This is a genomic window from Methanosarcina sediminis (assembly GCF_052056915.1).
Taxonomy (GTDB): Archaea; Halobacteriota; Methanosarcinia; order Methanosarcinales; family Methanosarcinaceae; genus MTP4.
On record NZ_CP195119.1, the window covers coordinates 1874026 to 1900260 of the forward strand.

The following is a 26235-nucleotide window of genomic DNA, read 5'->3' on the forward strand; positions in this document are numbered from 1 at the left end:
AAAAGCAGAGTAAAAAGAAAAATCAAAAAGTAAAAAAGACCGAAAACGTGAATATCCTGAAAAAACTTGACAATTCCTATAAACAGATAGGGATTAGATAAAACAGGAAAAACACAGCCAGAACATATGATTTTACTCCACTATTTATTATTTTTTGGGGGAGGCGCCGCCAGGCAAGCTGGCAGGAGCACTTTCAAACGTATAGAGTGAAAACGGTTGCCGGGGTCAAGAGGAGCATTTCTCGGGCCAAACGGACTATTTATCTATAACGATAAGATCTCTGTAGTGTTCAAGATCCCTATAGTATTCAGGCCGAATTCTTGATTTTCACCACTCAAAATACAGGAATCAAGCCCGGATTATCCCCGGTAATACACTCACCGCCTACTTTTGTAACCACAAAGGTATTTTCAATTCCCACCATTCCGATGTTTTCAATTCCCCTTTTGGGTTCCAGGGCAAATACCATTCCTTCCTCCAGGGGCTCGTCAAACCCGCCGGCAATGACAGGAGTTTCGTCGATCAGCAAGCCGACCCCGTGCCCGAGGAATTTTACTTTACGGTCCCCAAAGCCCATGAAATTTTGAAGGAACTCCTCATCAAGCCCGTTAATTATGGTATTGTAGATTTCCGAGGGGATAGCGCCGGGTTTTAACATCGCTGCAGCTTTGTTCTGGATAGCCACGCATTTATTGTGGAGGTCTATGGCATACTGCGGAAGGGAAGAGCCGAACATGTATGTAGTGGTCTTATCGGTATGGTAACCTTCGACCCCGCAGCCTACATCAACAAAGACAAGGTCGCCTTTCCTTAATTTCCGGTCCCGGCTCCCGAGCAGGGGGACCGCGGGGCTCATTCCGCGCTTTCCACCGGGGCCGTTGAAGTAACACGGGTAAATGGAGCTTTCCCCGAAACAGACGTTTCCCAGGATCATTTCCGTATCGAACATGCCAAAACGGCATGCTCCGTGGTGCCCTTCCTCTACCAGCACCGAAAAAAGTTCGGTTGAAAGGTCCATTTCGCTCATTCCTTCCCTCAGCATGCCGGGCACCAGGTCTTCGAGCACATGCCGGTGGATCCTGCCGGATTCTCGCATAAGGGACAGTTCATATTCGCTTTTTACGGCTCTAACGGCAGCAACCTGTGGGTCAACCGATTTAACGGCCTTAAAGGGGAAGTATTTTTGAAAGCGCTGGTACAGAGCCAGTGGGACCACTTCGGTTTCCAGATAGACCGTATCCGGAAGCTTGCTTCCATTAATTGGATTACCGGCATTATCTTTCATACCTGCCTTACCTATACTCCCTGCAGCATCCCGGAAGCTGTTCATTGGTTCTATATTGGAAAACAAAGATTCTTCCAGAGCCCTTTCATAGCTGCGCCGGACCCAGAAAGTTGCTTCTCCATCCCGTGGAATTATTAGCATCCCGTCCTGCATTGTACCGGTGAAGTAGTAAAGATTAATTTTGCTGAAGATTACGGCGATTTCCCAGTCGGGATTTGATGCATCCATCCGTGTTCTGAAGCGAGCCATACGGTTTTCAAGTTCGGTCAGAGGTACTTTTTTCGTCATAGGGATCCCTGATAAGTTTATTTGCTGCAAATTATAGAAGTGTATCCCACACACCGAAAAGTGCAGCCAGGATAGTGAAAAAAACGTAACCCACCAGTAAAAAGAACAGCAAACTTGGAGTATAATAATCAAAGTTACTAAAGTTATATGGGTACAGTTACCAAATTATATCAAGCACAAATCCAGAATTAAAAAGAAGGGGGATTGAATTGTCCGAGATTGAATTGTCCGAAAATTTCAACAACCTGATTGAAAAAGCCTCAGGCCTGGGGCTTAGAGCCTACCCGCTGGAATCGGGAGACATTGCGGTGGAAAACCGGATAGCATTGAAGTGCGCCTACGGCTGCCGGAGTTACGGGAAACGGCTTAGCTGCCCGCCCCACATCATTTCCATAGACGAATTCAGGCAGGTCCTTCAGGAATACAGCAACGCGCTGCTCCTTGTAGACGAACACGACACTTCACATGTGCCGGATATCCTCGAAGCCTGGGGAGATTTCAGGAAAGAGTCTTTCAGAAAGATGTTCGAGCTCGAACAGGAAGCTTTCAGGGAAGGCTTCATCTACGCCCACCTGCTCAGGCCCGGCTCCTGCAACGAATGCGACAAATGCAACCTTGAAAAGTGCGTAAAGCCTGAAAGAAGGCGTTTTGCCCCGGAAGGAGTAGGAGTAAACCTGCAGAAGGTCATGGAAAGGGCAGGAGTCGACCTTAAATTCTGCAAGCCCGAAAAAACGATGTGTGTGGGGATTTTGCTGGTGGAGTGAGAAGGTTTTTTCCAACCTTCACTGCCCCTTCAACCTTACCTGTACCCTATTTAATCTTCACTGCCCTTCCGTAAAGGCGCTGGAATCGACAATCCCATAGCCGAAGGTGCTGTCATATCCAGGGGCACCCAGGTCTCCTGCTGTGGAACATAAGATTTCCCGGATTTCACTGGCATTTTTCTCCGGCTGCTCACTCCAGACAAGGGCAGCTACCCCCGCCACATAGGGAGCCGAAGCGCTGGTGCCTGCAAAAAGGTTGCGGCTTTCATCCGTTCCTCTGAGTTCCACGGAACCGGGGCCGCAGAGGTCCGGCTTTTCCCTGGCTTCGGACCGCGGGAAGTAGATGCTTACCGGCCCGCGGGAAGAGTAAGGAGCAATGCCCGAATTTTCATTTGTCGAATTTCCATTTTCAGAACCAACAGCTCCGACACAGAGCACTTCCGGGACAGCCGGGTGCCCGAATACCGAATCCTCTTCGACCAGGTTGTCAGGGTAGATATCCCTGCGGGATTCCGGATAGATGAAAACTTCCAGCACCTTTGGCTCTCCTGAATACTTTTCAATACAGATCTTCCCTTTAATGACCATTTTTTCCGGGTTCGCGTATCGGAAAAACTCCAGAGGAACGCCTTTTCCGTCCTGGGAATTTTTGCTCGAAGCAAGTTCTTCTCCACCGGAACAGTCCTTGAGATAGAGGTCGTAATCGTTTCCCGCAGCGTCCCAGGGGTCGTTCCACTGAAGGACCACGGTTACTTCCCCGCCAGGGGGGACGTCCACATAGAGGTTTTTGGAGCTGCTTTTTCCGGAACTGAAATCATGCCAGCCTGAGCCATCATCGAAAAACATGCCCTGGTAATGGCGGTTTGCATCGTTACCCGCCGCACTTACATAAAGGAGGTCCTGGCTTTCGAGAGCTTCCCGGACATGGGAGGCTACGATCCCGTCCTCGAAGAAAGGCTCATCAGGCCAGCCGATGTCGTCGCAGATGATCCGGCAGCCCTCGGCAAGGAGAGCGTCAACTGCTTTGTTAAATTCAAGTTTGTTGCTGCCTGCCTCATGGAAATACAACTTGGCGTCCGGGGCGATACCGTGCACGATTTCAAGCATAGCCGTACCCTCATCCCCATTGCCTGCGGCAAGGACCTGCACATCCCCGGGAAGGACCCCGGCAGCCTTAGCTCCGGCAAAGGAATCCACTCCATCGGAGATGATACCGACCCTGACCCCCTTTCCGGAGACTCCCGGGAGCTTCCTAAAGGATTCCAGACCTGGTACATAGGAATTCTCATCCTGATAATTTCCACCAGGAGGAAAGACTTTTCTGACCAGCGGAGAGGAGACAGTCCGGACTCCCCGGACTTCCTCAAGCAAAACAAGCGTTTCAAGGGAGGTGGGAGTCACACGGGCCACAGCAACATGGTTGCTTTCGTCCCTCTCTATGACCCGGACAAAAGGGTCAAGCACATGGGTACCAAAAGCCGGAAAGAGGTATATGTACACCAGGCCTTCCTGCTTAGTTATCTCTCCCATTTCTCCCGGTTCAGAAACCTCAATTATCTCTTCAGATCCGGCTTTCGAATTTACCTCATCCGGAACTAAAAAAAATCCTGAGGGCCAGGCCTGTCCTGGAGCCCATCCCTGGAGCTTATCGATCCCACTCTCCTCCGAAGTTGTGAAACAGGGAGAGAAAAATATGCCTGTGACAGCTACTGCTGCTATAAACACATATAACACTTTTTGGGTGTAACTCCCCAGTTACCCCCACCCCCGGTATTCGCTTACGTATTAACGCGAAGATAAACAGGAAATAACCCCGAAAAGACAGCCGTGAAGAGGCACAATCCTGAACAAAGTTATCCCCTTTAGATAACACTCCCACATTAATAAATTATTTAGAAATCGGCCGCATACATTATAAATATATCTATGAAGATTGGGAGAAATTTGAAAATGCTCAGGCAAAAAACCGAATTAATTAAAAACTTTAGCCCCATAGTACCCGGGAGATCTGCCAGGTAACCTACAAGAATAACAGCGACATAACTTGAATATTATATTATGATGTAAAAAAATGAGAGAAGGTATATTAAGCACCCCGGATATGTTATGGGGTGACATAGCAAACTGGAGGTTTATGTTAATTGAATTCTGAAAAGCTGAAAATAGCTGTCCTGGGAGGAACCGGTAATATAGGAGAAGGCCTGGTGCTAAGGCTTGCCCTTCAAAACCTGATGGATGAAGGAGTTAAAAATGAAATAATCATCGGGTCCAGATCGTCGGAGGCTGCAGAGGAAGCTGCAAAAGAAGCGTTAGGAGAGCTTGAGAACTGCGGTTTTGACACCGCCGAAATCAGGATCACCGGGAACAGCAATCTTGAAGCCGCAAAGGCAGCCGATCTCATCGTCCTCACAATCCGTTTCGATAATGTTCCATCCCTGCTCGAGGAAATCCGCGAGACCATTGAAGGTAAAATCCTTATCAGCCCAGTTGTCCCCATGGCAAAAGCAGGCCCCATCTTCGAATACAGGCCCCCGGCCGAAGGCTCGGCAGCCCAGGCAATAAAGGAAATGACCCCGAAATCAACAAAAGTGGTCGCAGCTTTCCACAATATTGCAGCCAGGAAATTGAAAGACATCGTCAAATGCAAGGCAGTCAACGATTCCGTAATCTGCAGTGACGATGAAGAAGCGAAGAAACTTGTCATTGAACTGACCCGGCATATGGGCTGCCTGAAACCCCTGGACGGCGGACCCCTGAAGAACGCAAACACAATCGAATCCCTCACCCCACTTCTGATAAATCTCGCAAAACTCAACGGGATGAAAGACCTGGGTGTAAACTTCTCCTGAGAAACGCTACTGCTGACCCGGATAAATCCGGAAGCCCAAAGCCCTGATCCAGCTCAGGGTTTAAAGCCCCGGAAAAGAGAGGGCAAACATTTATTTTATATACAAAAAGACATATAATATATTAATGTAGATATATTGAGGGACAGGATACAGGCATGGGAAAGGGAATCCAAAATGGATTCGAAAGGCACTTTACCGCAATCAGGCCCAATTATCAGCCATGCAGATATTAGCTGTTCAACTGCCCCCTCAAATAAAAAAAGCTTATCAAAGTAAAAGTACAGGTCCGGATGAATGGCCCGAAAAGAGGGAATTCAACCCTGTGAACAGATTTAGTCTACATTAAATATTATGAGAGTTATACGATACATAAAAGGAAAATTATTAATCCTGAGACATTTGAAGCGTTGTCGCATTACGGCAGCATTTCTTTCAAGAACGTGTATATTCGATCAACCTCGCGTATATTCGACCTCATCTTTACTTTTTCTAAAACAGACCAATCCGAAAAATCAGCCGGTGAACCTGTATGAGTGATGACGAAGAAGTATTGGAAGTATTAAAGGCTGCAGGGCTTGACATTCTTTCCTGTATGCACTGCGGCACATGCACCGGAAGCTGCCCTTCGGGAAGACATACCGGGCTAAATACCAGGAGAATCCTGAGGGACGCGCGAAAGAACAGGCCTGTCCTGGAAGATAAGGACCTGTGGCTCTGTACCACCTGCTACACCTGCCAGGAACGCTGCCCCAGAGGGATTAAAATCACAGATGCCCTGCTGGAAATCCGCAGGCTTGCGGTCCGGAAAGGACTCATGCTGCCCGAGCACCGACGGGTTTCGGAAATGGTGCTGGAATACGGACATGCCGTCCCTCTCGACGAGGAAACCAAGAAAAAGAGGGAGGAACTGGGGCTGGACCCGCTCCCTAACACAGCCCAGCACTCCCCGGAAGCCCTGGAACAGGTCAGGACCCTCCTCAGAACCTGTAAATTCGATGAACTGACGGCTGAAAAATAAGAAGAGGACTTATCATGACAAAATTATCACTCTTTCTCGGCTGCATAGTCCCGAACCGTTACCCGGGCATTGAAAACGCTACGAAGATCTGCCTTGAGGAACTTGACCTTGACGCGGTAGACCTGCCAGGAGCCTCGTGCTGTCCTGCCCCCGGGGTCTTCAAGTCCTTTGATAAGGGGACCTGGCTGTCTCTTGCCGCCAGGAACGTCGTCATCTCCGAAAAAATGGAAAGGGACGTGCTGACCATCTGCAACGGTTGCTATGCCTCTCTTGCGGATGCCAACATTGAGCTGAAAAACGACCCCGAAATGAAAGCCCAGACGAACATGTGCCTGAAAGGAGTCGGCATGGAGTACCAGGGCACGGTAGAAGTCAGGCACATCATAGAACTGCTCTATGAGGAGATAGGGCCTGAAAAGCTCAAAAGTTACGTTACGACCCCCCTTGACCTGAAAGTGGCCCTTCACTACGGCTGCCACCTTATAAAGCCTACAAAGGAAAGGAAACTCGGAAACTCGGAAACTCCGACTTTCTTTGACGAACTGGTCGAAGCCACAGGGGCAGAAAGTGTGGATTACACTGACAAAATGATGTGCTGCGGAGCAGGCGGCGGGGTGCGCTCGGGAAACATAGAAGAGTCCCTGGAAATGCTTGAGCACAAACTGGCATGCATCCAGCGGGCCGGAGTGGACTGCATCGTCAACGCATGCCCCTTCTGCCACCTCCAGTTTGACAAGGGGCAGCTCGCAGTAAACGAAAAATTCGGAACGGACTATTCCATCCCGGTTCTGCATTATTCCCAGCTCCTGGGCCTGGCCCTTGGGATCTCCCCCGATAAGCTCGGGATTGAGCAAAACGCAGTCCAGAACCTGGAATTCCTGGCAAAAGTATATGAAATCAATGCAGGTATAAGGTAAAAAAGCCAAATAAAAAAACCAGGCAGAGAAGCTGAGAGCTGGAAGAGAAACCAAAAACTGGAAGTCGGAATCCCAGGACTCAAACGCAAATTAGGGAAGCCGAACCTCAAGTTAGCTCATTTTTTTGCAGGTACCAGAGGCACTTTTGCCTCCACTTGCAACTTCCACAGACCTCCTCGATATCAGAGGGGTTTTTAAGTTTTGTATTGACAAGCCTGAAAAGCTCTTTTGCTTCCCCAACAGTTTTTTCTTCCATACCAAGCTTTTCCAGCACAAGCTGATCCATCTTCCGGATCTTGAGCGCGAGGAAAGAATCGGAAAGTGAACATTCTTTTTTATGGGGACAGGAAACACAGATTGCATCACATTCGGAAACAAGTTCCAGATGCCCGGAAGGGGAGGCTTTTATCGATTCCAGAACTAAGCGCATGTTTGCAACAAACTCGGAGCTATACCCGTAACCCTGGAAGCCCTGCATGCAAAAAAGATGATGAGCCCGGATTCTTATACATTCTGATTCGGATTCTTTGAACATGTGTTTCTCCGGTGCAAAAAGGCCCTAATTATTCCAGCCTTAAAAATTCCTATTCAGGGCTTGTATTAATTTGTAATTATATAAATAAATTTTTCAAAACTCCCGAAAATCAATCAATCAATCAATCAATCAATCAATCAATCAATCAATCAATCAATCAATCAATCAATCAATCAATCAGTCAATCATATCGATATCGGAACTACCAAGCTGAGAGAGTCCCTGTACGGGAAGAAACACAGAGGGAGCATCAGAATGCGCTGCAAAGAGAATGTCGTACCCCGTTTTCAGCCCGAGCATGATGTTAAGGTCGGTTTCGTCGTCGTTCAGGAGCAGGGCCTGACCTATTGGGTTGCAGGCAACCTCAAACCCGGCCCCTTCGCATTTCCTTATCCCGAGATCAGCCTTACCAAACCCGCAGACTTTGCAACAGACCGAAAACACCTCAAAGTACCTGGAAAGAATTTCATAGACCAGCCTGGCTTCTCTTTCATAATCGATACAAAAAGCAACCCCGATCTTCCCGTAACCCAGCTTCTTTGCATAAATTACAATTTCTTCAACCTTTGTCCTTTTTGTAGGGTCAGCCTCAAGCCAGGAGGAAAACTGAAGCGATTTTAAGTCCTTGCCACCATACTCAAGCCCCGACTTAATCACAGAACAGTTCTTGCCCTTCAAGCAGTCTTTATTTTTACATAGCGCACACTGCATTTTTACTCCCAGTGATTTTTTTAACAAGAATAAAGTGTTATAAATTCATAAATAAACTTTGAAGGTATAAATATTTTCCATGAAAGTCAAACGGAAAGGAGAGAAAAACACAGGTAAGAAAGAAAAAACAAGATCGAAAGGCTGATAAAATAGAAAAAAGCAGAAAACATAAAGAAACTGAAAAAAGCAGAAAACATAAAGAAACTGAAAAAAGCAGAAAACACAAGGGAACTGAAAAATGAAAAATTGTTGAAAAATTTATAAGGTATGTAATAAAAGGGTAAAAAGGCAGAAGAAATTATTTCTGCCGGGCTTTCTGCATTGGGCCTTCGTAGATCTTTTCGAGAGCACTGACTATTTCCTCGATCTTGCTGAAGGGGATTCCAACAAGCATTTCGTCATCTTCGATGTCCGTGGATCTGCGGCAACCGAAGCATCCGAGGGAGAGGTTGATTTCCCCTGTAAGGGTAGGGAGGATGGTCGTGTCGGCGCAGGTCGCCTGGAAAGCCGCAGTGCTGAAGTTTACCCTTCCGCCTTTGTAGAAGGTGCTTGCCGGGACAATCCAGTAGATGGTCTCAGGCCTGTCCACAAGGATTATAGAATCAGGGTCAACTTTTGCGTCCTTGAGAGGGCAGACCACGGTTGCAATCCGGCTCCCTGGCTCGAAAGTCGGGCGCTGAGCGACCATTTCGGCTGCAGCTTCGGCGCTCTCAAACATACCGATATTTTTGTGGAACTCGCCGGAAGCCACTTTATCAGGAGTAACAAGAATTCCCAGGCTCGAACCTCCGACCACACAGGCGTGCTTGTCTGCCGGGACTACAAGAGACTCGCCTTTCCGGGCTCTCATAATGGACTGGCAGTGACGGATGTTTTTCTCGGGAATATTATATCCCTCAGGAATCGGTTCACCTTTCTTAACTACCTTCACTGCTACAGGTTCGTATCTCAGATCCAATATCTTGACAAGTTTCTCTGAAATTTCAGCGTAATCCATTTAAATTCCTCACCAACTATTTATTAAATATTAATAACAGGCTGTTACATTATCTAACTTTCGAATAATATCTTTTTAAACTTATCTATTCCTGAAACCCGCACTGGCCTGTTTTCAAGCCAGCCGGAATTGCCATCGTTTTTGAGGAAAAATAAAAATATGAGATATTAAAATTGAAATTGTTAAAATTTTTTCATTTAAAGGACGCCATCTCAGGTCCTTTAAAGGACACTTCGGAAAGCTGTTCCTCAAGCCCTTCCCAGATTTTACGAACCTTTGACGTGAAATCCCTTCCTTTTACAGATTCTTCATGGCCAGGACTGTTTTCAAGGCAAGGACTGTTTTCATTACTAAGGGAACCTTCCCTGGCTGCATACTCGATTACGGTTTCTTCCCGCATCATTGCCCGGGTCGTGATGTCGTCATAGGGCAGCCTTCCGAGTACCGGCACTCCGGCTTCGGCACAGAATTCCTCAATCTTCAGGCTGTTTTCCTCGTTGATGTCGCACTTGTTAATGCATACAGCTGCAGGAATTCGGAAATGTTTTGCAAGTTCGATCACCCGTTTCAGGTCATGTATCCCTGAAACCGTGGGTTCGCTAACCGCAAGGACAAGGTCCGTGCCGGTAATTGCTGCAATCACAGGACAGCCGATCCCGGGAGGGCCATCAATAATGATAAGGTCCTTAGTATATTGTTCCGCAAGCTTTGTTGCCCGTTCCCGGGCCGCACTCACAAGTTTTCCGCTAGCTTCCTCCCCTATACCAAGTTTTGCATGGGCAAGAGGGCCAAAGCGTGTTTTGGAGGAAAAAACCTGTCCTGAGATTCTCGGCTTCATGGAAACCGCATTTTCAGGACAGGCAACGGTACAGACTGCACATCCTTCGCAGCTATACTGGTTTATCGTGATATCCGCGCTTATCGCACCGAAACGACAGACTTCCCTGCACTTTCCGCAGCCGGTACAGAGTTCCGGGTCGATAGAAGCGACTTCGAGACCTAAATAGTCATCTTCATCCTGAATTTCGGGCTTAAGGATCAGGTGCATGTCTGCAGCATCCACATCACAGTCCGCAATAACGGCATTTTTTGCAAGGGAAGCAAACGCCGCCGTAAGGGTGGTCTTTCCACTGCCGCCCTTTCCGCTGATAATAGCAAGCTGCTTCATGCATTCATCACCCCGGATTCGGAACCGGATTCAATTGCTTTGAACATATCTGCAAATTTTTCTTTCCACCCGGGAATTTCTTCAACAAATGGAATCCCTTCGGAATAAAGCCGGGCTATCCTCATGTCATTCGGAATCTTCAGGAGGACAGGGATTTTTTCGGCCCTGCAGAAATCCCCTACCCTTGAATCCCCAAGCCCGTCCCGGTTGATGACCACTCCGAAGGGGATTTTCATCAGCTTTACGACCTCAACGGCAAGCTTGAAGTCGTGGAAACCAAAGGGGGTGGATTCGGTTACAAGCACGCAGTAATCCGCATCCCCGACTGCCGCAATGACAGGGCAGGCGACCCCGGGAGGGGAATCAATAATTGCAGGCCTGCCTGCATCAATATGTCCTTTAAGGGTTCGGATGACAAGGGTTGCCATCGCTTCCCCTATGTTCAAAAGCCCACGGTAAAACTCAAGGGAAGCAGTTGCCTTTCCTTTTTCAACCACACCAAGAACTCTCGGTTCTTCCCGGACCGCTCCCTCGGGGCAGACAAGCCCGCACCCTCCGCAGCCGTGGCAGAGGAAGGGGAAAACCATAATCCCTGTAGGGAGGGCAGCCAGGGCGTTGTACCTGCAAAAAGCCGCACATTTACCGCAAAGGGTGCATTTATCAGAATCGATGACCGGAACCGGGCAGGAGACATCTTCCACCTTTTCAAGTTCCTGGCCCAGAAAGAGGTTGCAGTTTGGCTCTTCAACATCACAGTCAAAAAGCTGCATGCCCTCAACAGAGAGGGCAAGGTTTACAGCAACCGTTGTTTTTCCGGTACCTCCTTTTCCACTTGCTATTGCAATTTTCATATTTTTCTTCCTTATTCGGGCACCTTTTATTCTTATTCTGGTTCCTCGATTTCTTCAAGACCCTCAATTCTTTCAAGGATTTCAAGAGCAGTTTCGACACCATCGGGGGTCCGGTAAATCCGAACAAGATTATCCCTGAGCATGTGAAACGGGCCTTCTCCCACACTGCTCAACACCAGGGCGTTTGCCTTTTCCTGCAGAAGAAATTCCACGGTCTTGACGCCCCTTTTTTTCTCGATGTCCGAGGCGGGGTTTTCAAGCACTTTCCAGTTTCGAAGCTCCCGGGCTTCCAGGTCGGCAAAGAGGAAATAGGGCGCTTTCCCGAGATGCTCCGAAAGCCTTGCAGAAGGCCCCTCATTACCAAAAACCGGAAGAGCAAAACGGATCTGTGTCCGTTCCACAGCTCTGGCATTGACTGCAAGGTGCTCGAGGTTTTCCACCTCCTTTCGGACTGCCCTTTCGACAGATTCCGAGAGAAGATTGATCTGTTTCAGGTCAGGATCACCTTCGATTTCGACAGTTGCTTCCCCGAAGACCACGAGCCCCGATTTCCGGAGTTTCAGGTCTTTGAGGGCAAGCAGCCCGGGAATGTTTTCGATGTTTTGCCTTATCTTCTCATTTGCTTCCCTGTCCAGCCAGGCGTCCATGAGAATGAGCATTGCGTCCCTTGCACTTTCAAGCCCGAGCTTGAAGATGAGGAAAGAGATCACGATCGCCCCGAAACTATCCAGCTGCGGAACCCCGAACATTGAACCAAGGACCGCCGCAACCACTACGAGAGAAGCAAAGACATCCGTGTACGAATGCCTGGCATCCGCAATCAGGGCCTGGGAATTGATCAAATTCCCGATTCTTTCCTTGTAGACTGAAAGAGCATAAACCCCAAGGACCGAAAACACGGACGTTACAAGGGCCAGCCCTTCAAATTGGATCTCCGAAGGGGCTTTTACACCTGCAAGCCCTTCCCGAAGCAGTTCGACCCCGGAGAGGAGAATAAGGATGGAGACAAAGAGTGCAACTATGTTTTCGGCCTTGTAGTAGCCGTAAGGAAAACTCTCTCCCCCGCTTTTCATGCTCACTTTCAGGCCTATCCAGACTGCCAGGGAAGTAAAGACATCCATGGCCGTGTGGACTGCGTCTGCCAGCAGAGCCGTGCTTCCAGAATAAAGCCCGACAGAACCTTTAACCAGGGCCAGCAGGACCAGGGAGAAGATGGCGTTTCTGGAGGCTGTGATCCCGAGGCTCAGCTTCTCCTGTACAGTCATTTGGAAAGTCCTTTTAACATCTCAGAAAGCACCTTCTATAGTTCCAGCTTAAGGTGCTTATCGGATTAATGGTGGTGTCCGTGATCGGCGCAAGAATTGCTAGCATTTGCGCTCTGCAACCTGCCTGCCTCCCAGGCTTCGAAAGTGTCTCTGGCCGTACCGCCTGCCCCTACGAAGACTTTAATCCCGTAGGACTCAAACATCTGGACTGCCTTGAAACCAAGCCCTGCACAGAGCATGATATCTACTCCCTGCTGGTGGAGATACTCGGGGGGCAATCCCACGCCGCCCAGATGTTCACTGGTGTTGGGGATCACCACAACTTCCCTTGTGTCGGAGTCAAGGATCGTATATGTGGGAGCTTTTCCAAAGTGCTGTTCAACAATTCCTTCCATACCGTTTTCATCCCTGGTGGGAACGCATACCTTCATGAGATTCACCTTAAATTGTTTTACATATAATTGATAGAGTTGTTTGAGAGTTGTTTGAGAATTGTTTGAGAATTGTCTGAGAGTTATAAGTGTAATTTACACATGTTTTTTATTTTTCGGCTTATCAGCCTTATTTCCTTTACTTTATTTCATTCCTGCATGGGCAGAGGCATTCGGAGAGTCTATTGCTTCAAGCTCCCCTTCCTTATATGCATTCAAGGCGTCTGAAACCGTGCCTTTTATGCCAATCCGGACTTCGATTCCGACCTCGGAAAGGATGGAAAATGCATTCGGACCTACCGAGCCTGTCAGGAGGGCTTCGGCTCCCAGGTTTGCCACGGCTTCTGCAGCCCGTATGCCAGCTCCGCCTGAGGCTTCTAACCCTGTATTTTCAAAAGAGTTTACAGAACCTGATTCGGAATCAACGATTACGAAATACGCGCATCTTCCGAAACGTGGGTCAATCCCTGAATCCATGCCCTTATCTTTAGCTGTTACGCAAATTTTCATATTAATTTCTCCGTCTCCGACAGTTCATTTCCAAGCCAGTGTCCGGGCTAATTTCCCGGAAACAGTATTTTTGCCAGCAATGATGAGTTCCCGGATTCCAACCGGAACCTGTCGGGACTAGGGTACATCCATAATAACTAATTTAACTCAATAGTACATAAATATTTATACTTTTCTGTGTGAAAAGAGAAATTATTATATATTTACTCCGCAATGTGCATAAGTAATTACCATGAAAAAATGCAGAGGAAGACCAAAGTGCCCAAGGCGCGTATCACAGACGCCTGATATCACGTACTTCAAGCCAAGAGGAGTCCCTCTATCCGAACTTGAAGTGGTATCCCTCACAATAGAAGAACTCGAAGCCCTCAGACTGGTGGACCTTGAAGACCTGCGGCAGGAAGATGCCGCGACCAGGGTGGGAATCTCGAGAAGGGCTTTCTGGGAAGACCTGAAAGCCGCCCGCATGAAAGTCGCTCTGGCCCTTAGCCGGGGCAAAGCAATAGAAATAAAAGGCGGGAACTATATCGAGGCAGAGAGTACTGATAACATCAAAAAGGATGAAACGTGAAAGGGATATAGAGAATTAATAGATATAGGGAATAGTGGATACTATTTAAAAATCATAATAAATATCACAAAGGCGATCAAAAATGACAGATAAGGTTCAACCATTAGAAACATTATCGAAGACAAAGCCCGAAGAACCAAAAATCGTAGTCAACCTCCGGCGCATCAAACGCAAGATCATGGTCATGAGCGGAAAAGGAGGAGTCGGGAAAAGCACCATTGCCGCAAACCTTGCCGCAGGCCTGGCCCTGCGCGGGTACAGGGTGGGGCTCCTTGACTGCGACATCCACGGGCCGACAGTCCCCACCATCTTCGGACTCGAGTCCTCAAGGCCCGAAGTTAACGAAAATGGAATTATCCCGGTCCAGGTATTTTCCAACCTCTCGGTTATGTCCGTGGGCTTCCTGCTCGAAAACAAGGACTCCCCCGTGATCTGGAGAGGCCCTGCCAAGATGGGAGCAATCAAGCAGTTTCTGGAAGAGGTATACTGGGGCGAACTTGACTACCTGATCATCGACCTTCCCCCAGGCACGGGAGACGAACCCCTCAGCGTAGCCCAGCTCATCCCCAACTGTGACGGCTCCGTGGTCGTTACGACCCCCCAGGACGTAGCCCTGGTCAGCGTCCGGAAGTCCATCAACTTCTCGTCCAAACTCAACGTCCCTGTAATCGGGATCGTGGACAACATGAACGGCCTCGTCTGCCCCCACTGTGGAAAAATGATAGATGTCTTCGGGACCGGTGGCGTAGAAAAAGCCTCAAAGGACTTCAACGTCCCCGTCATTGCCGAACTCCCGATCGAGCCCAAAGTGGCCGAAATGGAAGACAAAGGCACGGTCCTTCAGGGCCTCGACCACAGCACCGAGTGGCAGAAGAACTTCGAGCTAGTGGTAGACTCCGTCGAAAAGATCCTCTAAGAAAAATAATAATCAGGTAAGGTTCATTCATTTTCCCTACCTTTTTTATTTTTTCGTTTCTTTTTTCCATTGATAATTTTCTACTTATTATTTCGTCCGGTTCCTTCACCTTTTATTATCATCCCATATCGTTTTTCGATTCATTTTTATCCCCGCACTTGAGCTTTACTGCAGGAATCATGCATTCAAAATCAGTAGACACAAAACTATTTGTCAAAAAAGAATTTATAAACTCAAAACAAATCCAGATAGGAGAAACTAAAACCAGCGCATGGGGGCAGTATGAAGAAAATTGTTTTACTCCTGATCCTCGTTGCAGCCGTCCTCTTTGCGGCAGGCTGTACGGAAGAGACCCCGGGAGATTCCGCAGACTCAGAAGAAGATCTCGTTGTTGAAGTAAGCGACCTGGAGCAGATAAATGAAGCCCTTCAAAAAGGCCCAGTCTTCCTGAAACTGGGAGCCGAATGGTGCGGGCCCTGCAGGGAAATGGAGCCTATCCTGGCTGAGATGGCAGAAGAATACGAAGGAAGGGCTACGATTATGTCCGTAGACATAGATGAAAGCCCGCATCTTGCAGCCTATTTCAACGTGGGTTACATTCCGGACTCCTGCGTGATCGCAGGCCTTGAAGATGGAAATTACCTTTACGTGCAGCAGGATGGAAGCCTCACCGAAGACAGGATGCAGGCAAGGATGATCGGACTCAGGGACAAAGAAACCTTTGAAGCACACCTGGAACTTGCCCTACCAAAGACAGAAGAAAGCGAAACTGAAGGGCAAAATCAGACCATAAACGGATGATCGGACGGAAAAAGCACTCAAAACCCGGATGTTAAAAACCATGTTCAACGAAGCGATTTCACCCCTTGCTGCTTTCGGGGCAGGGGTCCTCAGTGTACTTTCCCCCTGCATCCTTCCCCTGCTGCCGGCAGTCCTGGCCACCTCTTCTGGAAAAGGGAAACTCAAGCCCCTTGCGGTGGTGCTTGGGATATCCATAACCTTTACCTTAATGGGAATTGCCAGTTCAGCTTTTGGCGCAGTTTTCGGGGCCTATATCGAATACTTAAAGCTGGTTGCAGGGATTCTCATAATTATAATGGGGCTTGCAATGCTCTTTGAACTCAATATATTCAACGCCTTTGCAAGGCTCCCCCTCCCAGTGAACCTGAAAGCAGAAGGAGCAGGGGCAGGCCTGCTGCTTGGGCTTTCCCTGGGAGTGCTCTGGATACCCTGTGTGGGCCCAATGCTGGCTTCAATCCTGACCATGGTAGCCGTGGAAGGGGATGCAGCATACGGGGCTTTGATGCTCTTTATCTACTCCCTGGGCTTTGCCGTGCCCATGCTCCTGCTGGCTTACTCCATGCACCTTTCCTCAACAAAACTCAAGCTGATCTCCCGGTATGATGCAGCTATTAAGAAGGGGGCAGGGATTGTGCTTATCCTGGTAGGGCTCTGGATGGTAAACCAGAACCTGTTCAGGGGGCTCTTTTGAATTTTTGTCTTGAATAACTCAGAAACAGTATACAAATTTAAACGTAAATTATGGGAAGAAAACAGTAAATTCGACATTTTTCTTCTCATACTACTTCTGCAATTTCCATGGAAATAGGAACAATTTCGCCAGACTCATAGTCCTTACTGTACAATCTTATGTCAACTAAAGTATGACTATGCGGAATCCCCATCTTAACCGCACTTGTAATCTGTTTATCCATAGTTACCTTAAACGTATATTCTCTTTTTTCTCGCTGGAACTGTAGACTTAAAGGGCGAGCCTGGGAAAAATCGTCTTCAGGTTCCAGACTGTACGTTTCGTTTATAATTGGTTTGTTATGCTGGTCAAATACTTCAACTATCACTTCATGGCTCTTGACGTCATGGTTATGAATTACGAAAAACGGCGCTGCCGGCCCCATAAAAATAAAAGGAAGAGAAATATAGAGAAATAAAGCGGCTATCAGGATTGTGATACCTGAAATAACCAGTTTCTTAGTATTAGTGCCCAATCAGATCCGCCCCTGAGGATAATGCAAAAAATAAAAAACACATCAATTTTAATAATTTATTATGAAGTATTACTGCTGGATTGGCAGTAACAGATATAAATAATACTGTTTATGTGAACAAATATCGAAAAGATACTGCTGTGCGGCAGATAATTGATATACTTGCAACACTGGACCATGTCATTCGACGGGATTAATGCCAGTGAATTTTTAATTCATTTCATTTAATCCAGAAGAAAAAAGAATAAAAAGAGTTTTTAAAACTCTTTATTTAGATCAGTTAATGTTTTGAAAGGATTTTAAAAACCTTTAAAAACGGGAAGCTCAAATTAACTTTCCACATTATGATGAACTTATTTTTCCATGCTAGTATATGTATATTCAGAACTGGAAAGCCAGGCATATGATGATGTGCCAAGGTCGATATTATTTATGCTTCCCGTAGCTTCAGCTTCCCTTGAACAGTAACTTTCAATCCTCTTCGAGGTGTAGTCATCGTATTTCGAAAAATACTTAGTGGTGCTGTCACTAATCTCGCCCGTGCCTACCCAGTCAGCTTTAACAGTCACAGTTTTTCTTTCATTTGTATATGTTCCTGTTTCATCTCTAGACCAGCAATAAACTTCAATCTCAATATCGGACAGACTTGCGGAATTAAGATTTTTTGACATTTTGAAAACGTCATCCTGCGTGTATGTAGAACCCGACATACTGGACCAGTAATTTGGTCCCTGTGTATAGACGGACACAGAAATACGAGTTTCGTCGTCTGTTTTACTTACGGACAGGGAAGTTTCGACAGTTGTATTACCACGAACTTCAGTCCAACTTGCAGATGCATATTCAGAGCTCTGCCGTGTCATCGATTTTTGATCAAACGCCTCTACACTCACAGCCGTTGAAAGCAAGACCATGAGGGCAAATATTATTGTGTACAATCTCTTCATTTTATGCCTCAATTTATCCATAACATATATAGTAATAAATAATTTTTTTTTGTTAAGATTTTTAATATAAAATCTTACACATATTTATTAAATAGAGTATAATTAAAACGTCATTGCATAAAAGAACTGTGTAATAATATTGCAAATACAAGATAAAAATTACCAAATGACCATCTGAAGAAAAAGAGCTAAGGCTTGATAGTTCAAATTTAGAATTGAAAGTTTCAGTTGCAACTAAAATACCTTGCTCTGAACTAAAACTTCAGAGCTTCTACAGATCTGGAGATACAAATCTGAAGATACGGATCTGGAGATTAATTAAAGGGCGGCAGGAAAAGAATAAAAACGGGCTGGATAAAAGAAAAAACAAAAAAGAAGATAGAAAGTGTTATTCTTCACTTTCCCTTGCAATTGCCACAAGCTCATTTACGCAGGCAACAGCCATCGGGGTCCCGCCCCTGGTCCCGACACAGCTTATGGAGGGGACGGGGATTTTCAGGTCCCGGACCAGTTCCCTGGACTCGGCTGCGTTTACGAAACCGACGGGAAGCCCGATAATGAGAGCAGGCCTGACCCCTTTTTCAATCATTTTGCAGACCATGATAAGGGCTGAAGGGGCGTTTCCGATTGCAATGATGCTCCCGTCCAGTTTGTCCTTTGCTGCCAGGTAGCCTGCGGAGGTCCGGGTAATCCCGAACTTGTTGGCGATTTCGGAGTTCGGGTCTTCGTCCAGGACGCAGATCACTTCGGAGGAATGCCCGACTTTTGTGATCCCGGCTTTTACCATGTTGATGTCCACGAAGATGGGAGCACCTTTCTTTATGGCTTCGACGCCTGCGGGGATGGGGTCATGCGAAAAGCGCATGATGTCGGCTACGGATAGGTCGCCTGTGGCGATTACGCAGCGCTGGCGGAAGCGGTCTTCGGGGGTGTTGTTCCCGACCAGTTCCTGGATCATGGTCCGACTTTTCATGTAGATGGCTTTGGCTTCCTCGGTCCTTGCCCCGGAGTCCTTGCAGATGCTCACGAGTTCGGGGTCCACGTCAACGGTGAGTTCGGTAAACTCTTCCAGGTCGTCCATGGACCCGGCCTTTTTGGAACTTTTTTCAGTAGTCATATTTCTTATGATACCCCCTGGGTGTGATGATGATATCCTTTTTCGGAGAATTCCAGATCCTGGACTCCCCGTTGCCTACGAGAATTGCGGTGCTCATGTCCACCCAGTCCTCATATTCCATGACTTCTCCAAGGGTCGTCACGATCTGGTCTTCATTCTCGCCCCTCATGGCGTTCTTGACAAGCCCGACAGGCACGGAGTCAGCCTTGTGTTTGCGGATGATCTCGATTGCCCTTGCAAAGTTAGACTTTCTCTTCCGGCTCTTCGGGTTGTAGAGCCCGATCACGAAATCAGCCTCTGCAGCCAGGTTGAGCCTCTTCTCGATAACGTCCCAGGGCGTCAGGAGGTCGCTTAAGCTGATCACCGCGAAGTCCGTTACCACGGGTGCACCCAGCAGGCTGGCTCCTGCAAGGACCGCCGTTACCCCGGGCAGGATCTCGATGTCCACGTCAAGGTTCTCATGTTCGGCAACTTCCAGCACGATACCTGCCATGCCGTAAACGTTGGTGTCGCCCCCGCTGACCATGACCACGTTTGCGTCTTTTGCGAGTTCCACGGCTTTTCGGGCTCTTTCAACCTCTTTTCCCATGAAACTCCGGATTACTTCCTGGGTGCCAAGAAGGCTTTCCATCTGGTCCAGGTATGTACTGTTCCCGAGCACGTAATCAGCGTTGAGGATCACTTCCCGGGCCTTGATAGTCAGCTGTTCCACGGAACCCGGTCCGATCCCCACAACGTAGAGTTTTCCACCGGTTTCCTTACCTTGCGATTGCGATTGTGACTCTGCCATAGACTTTCTTCCTGCAAATCAATTCGTTTTTTTCCGAAAGGGCCAGAGCAGCCGGTTCTGCTACCCCTTTTAGCCCGAAGCGAGATGCCTGGGACGCCGAAGGCGGGTTGTAACTGTTCAGCACCTCATCCGGCAGAAATTTTACCGGGATGCCCAGCAGTTCGACCGCTTCCAGCAGCCCCTGTTCATTTTCTTTGAGTTTCGCAGAGGCAAAGGCTGTGACCTCTTCCAGGCCTGCCCCGCACTCTCCGAGGGCCTGCTCCACAGCCTCAATGACTTCTTCTTTTGTTATACCCCTGCGGGTTCCGATTCCTATTATCATCCGTAATCGTAACCTGGATTTGCCTGTTAACCTTAGTATTCGTTAACCTTAGTATTCGTTAACCTTAGTATTCGTTAACCTTAGTATTCGTTAACCTTAGTATTCATTGACCGTAACCCGACCAGTCGCCAACCGGATTAAGTATCCTTCTTTTTCCTGACCAGCACGGATACGTCCTCGTCCACGACAACGATTTTCGGGCCCTTTACTTCAAGGACCTCCACATCCTGGTCAAGGAGGGCGCAGTTTACAGCTACCGTGGATTCCTTATTGAAAATATCGCAGCCGAGCCTGTCGGCAATGCCTTCAACGGACGGTTTCCCGTGCACTTCCGTGGCGGTGGTCAGGACCGGGACGGCGCCCAGTTCCGCCAGTTTCTTTGCGATTTCGTTTGCCCCGTGGTGCCCACCAAGGATAGGGATTGCGAAGTTCAGGTTCGAGTCCACAACAACTACTCCGGGGTCCGACCACTTATCCTTGAGGAGAGGAGCGATGTCCCTGATCACTATGCCCGAGGCAAAGACGGCTACGATTGCCCCATATTTTTCAAAGGCGGTTTCGAATATGCCCTTTTCGTAGAGGAGCAAGTCTGCGCCCAGATGCTCCGCTATCCTGGAAGCGACTTCCCGGTTCCTTTCAAAGGTAATTACAGCGGTTCCTGGGGCACTCCGTATAGGTGTGACCTCCTGTAGTTCTTTGGATCGACGACCCCGCCGATGAGGATCATTGCCGAACGCTTGATCCCGGCATCCTTCACCTTCTCCGCGATATCTTCCACGGTCCCGGTGATGACTTCCTCATCTTCCCAGGAGGCATGGAAAACAACAGCCACTGGGGTGTCCTTCGGGCACTGTACCTTTTCCATGATCTCCTTGATTTTCTGGGTGCCAAGGAAGATCGCCATGGTTGTTCCGTAAGAGGAAAGCTCGGGGATCAGGTCCTTTTCCAGGGTCTTGCCTGCCGGCCGGGTGATAATCAGGGTGTCGGACACCCCGTTTAAGGTCAGCTGGGTGTTCAGGGCGGCTGAAGTTGCAAAGACCGAGGAAACTCCAGGGACCCTTTCGACCTCTATATCGAATTTCTTCAGCTCTTCCATCTGCTCCACGATGGACCCGTAGAGGGAGGGGTCCCCGCTGTGGAGGCGTACCACGAATTTTCCTGCGTCAACGGCATCCACGATAATCTTCGTGGTTTCGTCAAGGGTAAGCCCGTAACTGTCCACGGTCTCCCCGTTAGTGTAGTCCAGGACTATGGGGTTTACAAGGGACCCTGCATACATTACAAGGTCTGCCTTCTCAAGCAGTTCGCGCCCCAGCATGGTAATTAATTTGGGGTTTCCGGGGCCTGCTCCAACAATATACACTTTCCTTTCCATCTGACCATTCCCTTAGCATTCTTGGTAAATTAAAACTTGCCCGGAGACCGTAATTTCAGGCCCCCGGCGCAAAAATACAATTATTTCTTCCCGTAAACAATGCTGAAATAGTTCCCCTTTTCAGGGATGTCTTCCTTCTTTCCGATAATCACTTCATCATCCGAAAAAAGTTTTTCCGCAAAGATGAATTCCCTGTAACCTTCGGCTTCAAGCGTTTCGATTATCTGTTTCGGTTTCGTGGCTTTCAGGTGGATCTTATACCCGATTTCCGAGCCGTCGCTGACCTCGAAGGAAGTTTCAACCGCCACATCGGTCCTGGCAGCAAAGGATGTGATAGAACTGATGCCCGGGATGGTTGAGACTTCGACATCCGGATAATACCTGCGCATGACCTTTTTCAGGTGGGTGAAGGTAGAGAAAAAGTTGGGATCACCTATGAGCCCGAAAGCTACGGTCCCATTCCGGGCTTGCTCCGCAACCTTGTCGGCATTTTCTTTCCAGAGAGCGTTTAACGCCTCAAGGTCCCTGATCATGGGAAACTCCAGAATTTCAGAATCCGCGTAAGGGGCCACAAGCTCCTGTGCCATGCGCCCGGGCACGTATACCTTATCACTGTTTTTCAAAACATTCACTGCTTTCAGGGTCAGAAGTTCAGGGTCTCCGGGACCAAGTCCTACTCCTATTAACATCTTATCGCTCCATAAACTGTTAAATATAAACGTAAATCATCAGGTAAACATAAATTACCAGATTAAACGCAAATCATCAAAGATTAACACAAAGCATGAAATTCAGTTATTCAGCTTTTTCCGACAATAATGTACACCGGGTTTTCAGGCTTGAACATGGTTTCCCCTGCAATCGGGGCGCTTCTTGAGACCACCAGGTGGATGACTTCATAAAAAATCCCGAGTTTCTTCATGGCCTCGATTGTCCTGACAACAGTCTCGATCCGGACGGCATTTACCACAACACTCCTGGCATTTTTCTGCACCAGTTTTTCTAGCACGGTGCCAATGTTCTTTGTCCCACCGACAAAAGCGCAGTCAACAGAATCAATAAGTTCTCCACCCAGGATTTCCGAGGCTTCTCCGGCAAAAATCCTGCCGTTCTCAATATTGAAATTTTTAAAATTCGCTTTCGTAGCCCTGAGAGCCTCTTCCCGAGCATCGATTGCATAGATCGTGAGACCCCGGACCAGCCGGGTTGCTGCAATTGATACCGAACCCGTACCGCAGCCTACATCTGCAAACCGGTCCCCGTCCCGAAGCCCGAGCTTTGAGAGGGACACCGCAATGATTTCCGGTTTTGTCGGACCGCCGCTAACACCTACTATTTCGGACATGTTCCACCTGGTAAAAGTGATGCAAATAAATCAAATATAAATTAAATATGTGCCGGACGCAAATTTGAATTGAAACAAATTAACTATAAAACAAATTCGCTTCATACAGCAAATTAACATCATATAATTCTGAGCAAGTCAGGCATGAGATATTATACAACAATAAATATAAATCATACACCTGAAATCTGCGGAGATATAAATATAATTTGTTCTAGATATACCTTATTATCAGCAGTAGGGGCTTGTCAGGAAAGTAAACTTTCATGCAACAAAAAAGTGTTCGGAAAAATTATCCATGGGAAAGTTTGTATCTACTGGCAGATCACTGATCGAGAGGAGATACATTAAGAAAATATTTACGAGAAATGATAGGACTTGCCCCTTTAAGCTAAAAATGAAAAACAACATGATGGGAGAGATTTTTGAATATTACCCGGGTGTTCCTGAAAAAGACGTTTTTATAAATAAAATTATATTTTTTAAATAGAAGAAAGACATTTTAACCATAAACGCATACATTTATGCTGGCAATTTGACCTGAAAAGGCAAACATCGAATCAGGCATACCTGAAAAGGGGATTTTCAGGTTAGAAACGGGATAATTTCTCGCTTATTTCGACTGGTTTTTCCGACTTTATACCGCGTAATGACATTTTTTTATAGAGGATGGGGACCCCCAACAGTGTAAGCCCGCTCCCCCTATGCAGGCCACTGTTATCTACAAATACAGGAGGAAAAGTGATGAAGGTTTACGAATCATATGACGATTTACCCAAGTTAAAGCTGCCCTACGGAAATGAGATTTTCATCAGTGATAGCACCATCCGCGACGGCTCCCAGATGCCGGGGATAGTCCTGACAAGGGACCACAAGCTTCAGATCTACGAGTACCTCCACGAGATAGGAATTGAAAAACTGGAAGCTTTTGTCTTCAACCAGAGAGATAAGGACGCCGTAAAGCTCATGTTTGACAGGGGATACGAGTGCCCCGAGATCACGGGCTGGTCAAGGGCTTCCCGCGGAGACATTGATAAGATCCTGGAAGTTGACGGGCTCGAAGAAACAGGAATATTAATGTCGGTCTCGGATACCCACATAACGTCCAAGATGCGGCTTTCGGGACGGGAAGAAGCCGAAGAGAAATACCTTGATGCCCTCCAGTACGCCGTTGACCATGGGCTTCGCACACGGGCTCACCTGGAAGATATGACAAGAGCCGACAACTACAACTTCGTCTTCCCTCTTATCGAAAAAATAATGGAAATCGATCCGGACTGCATTATCAGGGTCTGCGACACCGTAGGGTACGGGCTTCCGTACATAGGAATTGATGAACCTTACGGCATCCCGAAAATAATGGAGCACCTGAAAAAAGAGATAAAGGTCAAGAACATCGAGACCCATATTCATGACGATTACGGGATGGGGACAGCAAGTTCCATTGCAGGATACTGGTATGGAGCTAACTGGAGCAGTGTAACATTCCTCGGAATAGGAGAGCGTGCAGGAAATACGGGGATGGAAAAAATCCTCCTTTTCCTGGCAGACCGTGTTGAAGGCTTTGAGAAATACAACCTCGAACCCATTTCCCGTTTCACGGACTTCATGGAAAAAGCCCTGGGACTCCGGATCCCAAGAAACAAACCGGTTGTGGGAAAGAATATCTTTGCCCACGAATCAGGGATACACGCCGCAGGCATCCTGAAAAATCCCTTCAACTACGAACCATATCCCCCTGAATTGATAGGAGGAAAACGGCTGCTCCTCATCGGGGATTCCTCAGGTCTGGAAATAATCCGACATAAGGTCCAGGAAACCTTAAACGAATTGCTGGGAGTCGAAACAGCCGTAGAAAAAGACGATGAAAGGCTTCTCAGCATCCAGCAGGAAATCCAGAAACTCTACGACAACGAAGAGCGGGTCTCCTGCATCTCGGACGAAGAACTCCTGGCCTACGTGGAGAAGTATTTCCTTTGCCAGTCGATCTGTGACCCTGTACACGCAGGAGGCAGAGGGAAATTTGCGAAAAAGGAATGAAGCTGAGACCGAAAACCGGAATGTCTGAACACGAAAAAAGAAAAAATAAGGAGCAGCATAAGGCTCTGGAATAGGAAAACTCCCTCAGGAACTCTCCCAGAGATTCTCTCAGGAACTCTTTCAGAGACCTTATTCCGCGTTATTGCACTTTGTGCATCAGAATTACTTTTTTACTTAAGGATTTCTGCCGTGTACTTTGCGATCTCGCCGGCCATCTCGCTGAGTTTTGCGTTTCCGCCGAGGTCGTAGGTGACGTACTTGCCTTCGGAAACCACGCGTTCCGTGGCTTTGAAGATGGCTTCGGACTTATCCTTTTCACCCAGGTAGTCGAGCATCCAGGCCCCTGCAAGGACGGTTGCAACCGGATTGACCTTGTCCTGGCCTGCATATTTGGGGGCTGAGCCGTGGGCGGGTTCGAACATGGCAAAGGAGTCGCCGATATTGGCGGAGTAGATCATCCCGATGCTGCCGACCAGGGCTGCGCACTCCTCGCTGATAACGTCCATGAAGAGGTTGGTGGACAGGAGGACTTTCTTGTCAAAGATCTGTGGATTCTTGATAAGCTGCATGGCGATGTTGTCGATGTGGTAGGGCCAGATCTCAACATCAGGGAATTCCTTCCCGACCTTTTCGACCTCTTCGAGGAAGGTACCACAGGTCTGCTTGAGGATGTTGCTCTTGTGGATGGGGACAACCGTGTCGTAGCCTCTACGCTTTGCTTCTTCAAAGGCGTAGCGGGCAATCTTACTTGAGGATGTGCGAGTAATCTTCCGGATTGCAATGTAAACATCATCAGTAAGCTTTACTTCCTCTCCTATGTACAGGCCTTCCGTTCCTTCCCGGACACAGATGTGCTCGACATCCCCGAGAGGGGAGCTTGAACCGGGGAAGGTCTTTATGGGCCTCACATTGGCGTAGAGGTCATACTTCTGCCTGATGGATACTGCCACGCTCTTAGGGGAACCGATCCCTCCGGGGGTAGTGGTCGGGCCCTTGAAAGAGGCATCGGAACTGTCAAGGATGTCCCAGGTCTCGTCAGGAATAAGGGAATTCCCACCGTTCATTTCCCACCAGGTGGCACCGGCTTCACACATGACGAATTCGACATCCGTACCTGCGGCTTCCGTGACTTTAAGCATTGCGTCTACAAGTTCGGGGCCAACCCCGTCACCTTTGATTACTGCTGCGGTTTTACTCATATTATCACCATCTATAGG

30 protein-coding genes are annotated in these 26235 nt (G+C 47.9%); 10 read left to right on the forward strand and 20 right to left on the reverse strand.

Annotation, left to right across the window (positions count from 1 at the left end):
• Positions 1-334 precede the first annotated feature (334 nt).
• Positions 335-1573: a M24 family metallopeptidase gene (locus ACSAZK_RS07960; RefSeq protein ID WP_440956814.1), complete on the reverse strand. Its 1239-nt coding sequence runs from the start codon at positions 1571-1573 to the stop codon at positions 335-337.
• Between the two features lie 209 nt (positions 1574-1782).
• Between ACSAZK_RS07960 and ACSAZK_RS07965 the strand changes: the two genes are divergently transcribed.
• Complete coding sequence (locus ACSAZK_RS07965; RefSeq protein WP_440956815.1) at positions 1783-2337, forward strand: DUF2284 domain-containing protein; 555 nt, start codon at positions 1783-1785, stop codon at positions 2335-2337.
• A 57-nt stretch (positions 2338-2394) separates the two neighbouring features.
• Here ACSAZK_RS07965 and ACSAZK_RS07970 read toward each other — a convergent pair whose 3' ends face one another.
• A complete protein-coding gene (locus ACSAZK_RS07970; RefSeq protein WP_440956816.1) occupies positions 2395-4062 on the reverse strand; it encodes a S8 family peptidase in 1668 nt (555 codons plus the stop codon).
• Positions 4063-4478: 416 nt separating this feature from the next.
• Here ACSAZK_RS07970 and npdG point away from each other — a divergent pair, with 416 nt between their 5' ends.
• From npdG to hdrB, 3 genes are all read left to right on the forward strand, one after another.
• The gene (npdG, locus tag ACSAZK_RS07975; RefSeq protein ID WP_440956817.1) at positions 4479-5186 is read left to right on the forward strand and encodes an NADPH-dependent F420 reductase; all 708 of its coding nucleotides are present in this window, start codon (positions 4479-4481) and stop codon (positions 5184-5186) included.
• 529 nt (positions 5187-5715) lie between these two features.
• Positions 5716-6204 (forward strand): CoB--CoM heterodisulfide reductase subunit C, encoded by a 489-nt coding sequence (hdrC, locus tag ACSAZK_RS07980; RefSeq protein ID WP_440956818.1) that lies wholly within the window; start codon positions 5716-5718, stop codon positions 6202-6204.
• Between the two features lie 14 nt (positions 6205-6218).
• Positions 6219-7121: a CoB--CoM heterodisulfide reductase subunit B gene (gene hdrB, locus ACSAZK_RS07985; protein ID WP_440956819.1), complete on the forward strand. Its 903-nt coding sequence runs from the start codon at positions 6219-6221 to the stop codon at positions 7119-7121.
• A gap of 106 nt (positions 7122-7227) precedes the next feature.
• Here the strand turns inward: hdrB and ACSAZK_RS07990 are convergent, their stop codons facing one another.
• The 8 genes from ACSAZK_RS07990 to ACSAZK_RS08025 all read right to left on the reverse strand — a co-directional run bounded on the left by ACSAZK_RS07990 (position 7228) and on the right by ACSAZK_RS08025 (position 13589).
• A complete protein-coding gene (locus ACSAZK_RS07990) occupies positions 7228-7599 on the reverse strand; it encodes a DUF1284 domain-containing protein (protein ID WP_440956820.1) in 372 nt (123 codons plus the stop codon).
• 234 nt (positions 7600-7833) lie between these two features.
• Positions 7834-8313, reverse strand: coding sequence for a DUF1847 domain-containing protein (locus tag ACSAZK_RS07995; RefSeq protein ID WP_440956821.1), 480 nt, complete (start codon positions 8311-8313; stop codon positions 7834-7836).
• Between the two features lie 352 nt (positions 8314-8665).
• Positions 8666-9364: a DUF169 domain-containing protein gene (locus ACSAZK_RS08000; protein WP_440956822.1), complete on the reverse strand. Its 699-nt coding sequence runs from the start codon at positions 9362-9364 to the stop codon at positions 8666-8668.
• Positions 9365-9557: 193 nt separating this feature from the next.
• Positions 9558-10532, reverse strand: coding sequence for a nucleotide-binding protein (locus tag ACSAZK_RS08005; protein WP_440956823.1), 975 nt, complete (start codon positions 10530-10532; stop codon positions 9558-9560).
• Positions 10529-11383 carry an ATP-binding protein gene (locus ACSAZK_RS08010; RefSeq protein WP_440956824.1) on the reverse strand — a complete coding sequence of 285 codons (855 nt, stop codon included), beginning with the start codon at positions 11381-11383 and terminating at the stop codon, positions 10529-10531. Before ACSAZK_RS08010 ends, ACSAZK_RS08005 begins: the two co-directional genes overlap by 4 nt.
• A 32-nt stretch (positions 11384-11415) precedes the next feature.
• Positions 11416-12648 (reverse strand): cation diffusion facilitator family transporter, encoded by a 1233-nt coding sequence (locus tag ACSAZK_RS08015; protein WP_440956825.1) that lies wholly within the window; start codon positions 12646-12648, stop codon positions 11416-11418.
• 65 nt (positions 12649-12713) lie between these two features.
• Positions 12714-13079: a NifB/NifX family molybdenum-iron cluster-binding protein gene (locus tag ACSAZK_RS08020; protein WP_440956826.1), complete on the reverse strand. Its 366-nt coding sequence runs from the start codon at positions 13077-13079 to the stop codon at positions 12714-12716.
• 144 nt (positions 13080-13223) lie between these two features.
• On the reverse strand, positions 13224-13589 hold the full coding sequence (locus ACSAZK_RS08025) for a NifB/NifX family molybdenum-iron cluster-binding protein (RefSeq protein WP_440956827.1): 366 nt from the start codon (positions 13587-13589) through the stop codon (positions 13224-13226).
• A gap of 232 nt (positions 13590-13821) precedes the next feature.
• Between ACSAZK_RS08025 and ACSAZK_RS08030 the strand changes: the two genes are divergently transcribed.
• From ACSAZK_RS08030 to ACSAZK_RS08045, 4 genes are all read left to right on the forward strand, one after another.
• A complete protein-coding gene (locus ACSAZK_RS08030) occupies positions 13822-14160 on the forward strand; it encodes a DUF134 domain-containing protein (protein WP_440956828.1) in 339 nt (112 codons plus the stop codon).
• Positions 14161-14242: 82 nt separating this feature from the next.
• Positions 14243-15076: a P-loop NTPase gene (locus ACSAZK_RS08035; protein ID WP_440956829.1), complete on the forward strand. Its 834-nt coding sequence runs from the start codon at positions 14243-14245 to the stop codon at positions 15074-15076.
• 282 nt (positions 15077-15358) lie between these two features.
• Entirely contained in the window at positions 15359-15877 is a 519-nt protein-coding gene (locus ACSAZK_RS08040) for a thioredoxin family protein (protein WP_440956830.1), read from the forward strand.
• Positions 15878-15917: 40 nt separating this feature from the next.
• Positions 15918-16568 carry a cytochrome c biogenesis CcdA family protein gene (locus tag ACSAZK_RS08045; protein WP_440956831.1) on the forward strand — a complete coding sequence of 217 codons (651 nt, stop codon included), beginning with the start codon at positions 15918-15920 and terminating at the stop codon, positions 16566-16568.
• Between the two features lie 85 nt (positions 16569-16653).
• On the opposite strand, the gene ACSAZK_RS08050 is transcribed toward ACSAZK_RS08045, so the two are convergent.
• The 9 genes from ACSAZK_RS08050 to cbiT form a co-directional block, all read right to left on the reverse strand.
• Positions 16654-17082, reverse strand: coding sequence for a hypothetical protein (locus ACSAZK_RS08050; RefSeq protein ID WP_440956832.1), 429 nt, complete (start codon positions 17080-17082; stop codon positions 16654-16656).
• A gap of 353 nt (positions 17083-17435) precedes the next feature.
• Positions 17436-18029: a hypothetical protein gene (locus ACSAZK_RS08055; protein WP_440956833.1), complete on the reverse strand. Its 594-nt coding sequence runs from the start codon at positions 18027-18029 to the stop codon at positions 17436-17438.
• A gap of 388 nt (positions 18030-18417) precedes the next feature.
• On the reverse strand, positions 18418-19146 hold the full coding sequence (locus tag ACSAZK_RS08060) for a precorrin-8X methylmutase (RefSeq protein ID WP_440956834.1): 729 nt from the start codon (positions 19144-19146) through the stop codon (positions 18418-18420).
• A complete protein-coding gene (cobJ, locus tag ACSAZK_RS08065; RefSeq protein ID WP_440956835.1) occupies positions 19136-19936 on the reverse strand; it encodes a precorrin-3B C(17)-methyltransferase in 801 nt (266 codons plus the stop codon). The genes ACSAZK_RS08060 and cobJ overlap by 11 nt, the downstream gene beginning before the upstream one ends.
• Positions 19905-20258 (reverse strand): cobalamin biosynthesis protein, encoded by a 354-nt coding sequence (locus ACSAZK_RS08070; protein WP_440956836.1) that lies wholly within the window; start codon positions 20256-20258, stop codon positions 19905-19907. The genes cobJ and ACSAZK_RS08070 overlap by 32 nt, the downstream gene beginning before the upstream one ends.
• 137 nt (positions 20259-20395) lie before the next feature.
• On the reverse strand, positions 20396-20845 hold the full coding sequence (locus ACSAZK_RS08075) for a cobalamin biosynthesis protein CbiG (protein ID WP_440956837.1): 450 nt from the start codon (positions 20843-20845) through the stop codon (positions 20396-20398).
• Positions 20846-20904: 59 nt separating this feature from the next.
• Entirely contained in the window at positions 20905-21633 is a 729-nt protein-coding gene (locus ACSAZK_RS08080; RefSeq protein ID WP_440956838.1) for a cobalt-precorrin-4/precorrin-4 C(11)-methyltransferase, read from the reverse strand.
• A gap of 80 nt (positions 21634-21713) precedes the next feature.
• Complete coding sequence (locus ACSAZK_RS08085; RefSeq protein WP_440956839.1) at positions 21714-22322, reverse strand: cobalt-factor II C(20)-methyltransferase; 609 nt, start codon at positions 22320-22322, stop codon at positions 21714-21716.
• A gap of 110 nt (positions 22323-22432) precedes the next feature.
• On the reverse strand, positions 22433-22978 hold the full coding sequence (gene cbiT / locus ACSAZK_RS08090) for a precorrin-6Y C5,15-methyltransferase (decarboxylating) subunit CbiT (protein WP_440956840.1): 546 nt from the start codon (positions 22976-22978) through the stop codon (positions 22433-22435).
• A gap of 298 nt (positions 22979-23276) precedes the next feature.
• On the opposite strand from cbiT, the gene ACSAZK_RS08095 reads away from it, so the two are divergent.
• Positions 23277-23468, forward strand: coding sequence for a hypothetical protein (locus ACSAZK_RS08095; RefSeq protein WP_440956841.1), 192 nt, complete (start codon positions 23277-23279; stop codon positions 23466-23468).
• Between the two features lie 254 nt (positions 23469-23722).
• The gene (locus ACSAZK_RS08100; RefSeq protein ID WP_440956842.1) at positions 23723-25018 is read left to right on the forward strand and encodes a homocitrate synthase/isopropylmalate synthase family protein; all 1296 of its coding nucleotides are present in this window, start codon (positions 23723-23725) and stop codon (positions 25016-25018) included.
• Between the two features lie 170 nt (positions 25019-25188).
• Here the strand turns inward: ACSAZK_RS08100 and ACSAZK_RS08105 are convergent, their stop codons facing one another.
• Positions 25189-26217 carry an isocitrate/isopropylmalate dehydrogenase family protein gene (locus tag ACSAZK_RS08105; protein WP_440956843.1) on the reverse strand — a complete coding sequence of 343 codons (1029 nt, stop codon included), beginning with the start codon at positions 26215-26217 and terminating at the stop codon, positions 25189-25191.
• Positions 26218-26235 lie beyond the last annotated feature (18 nt).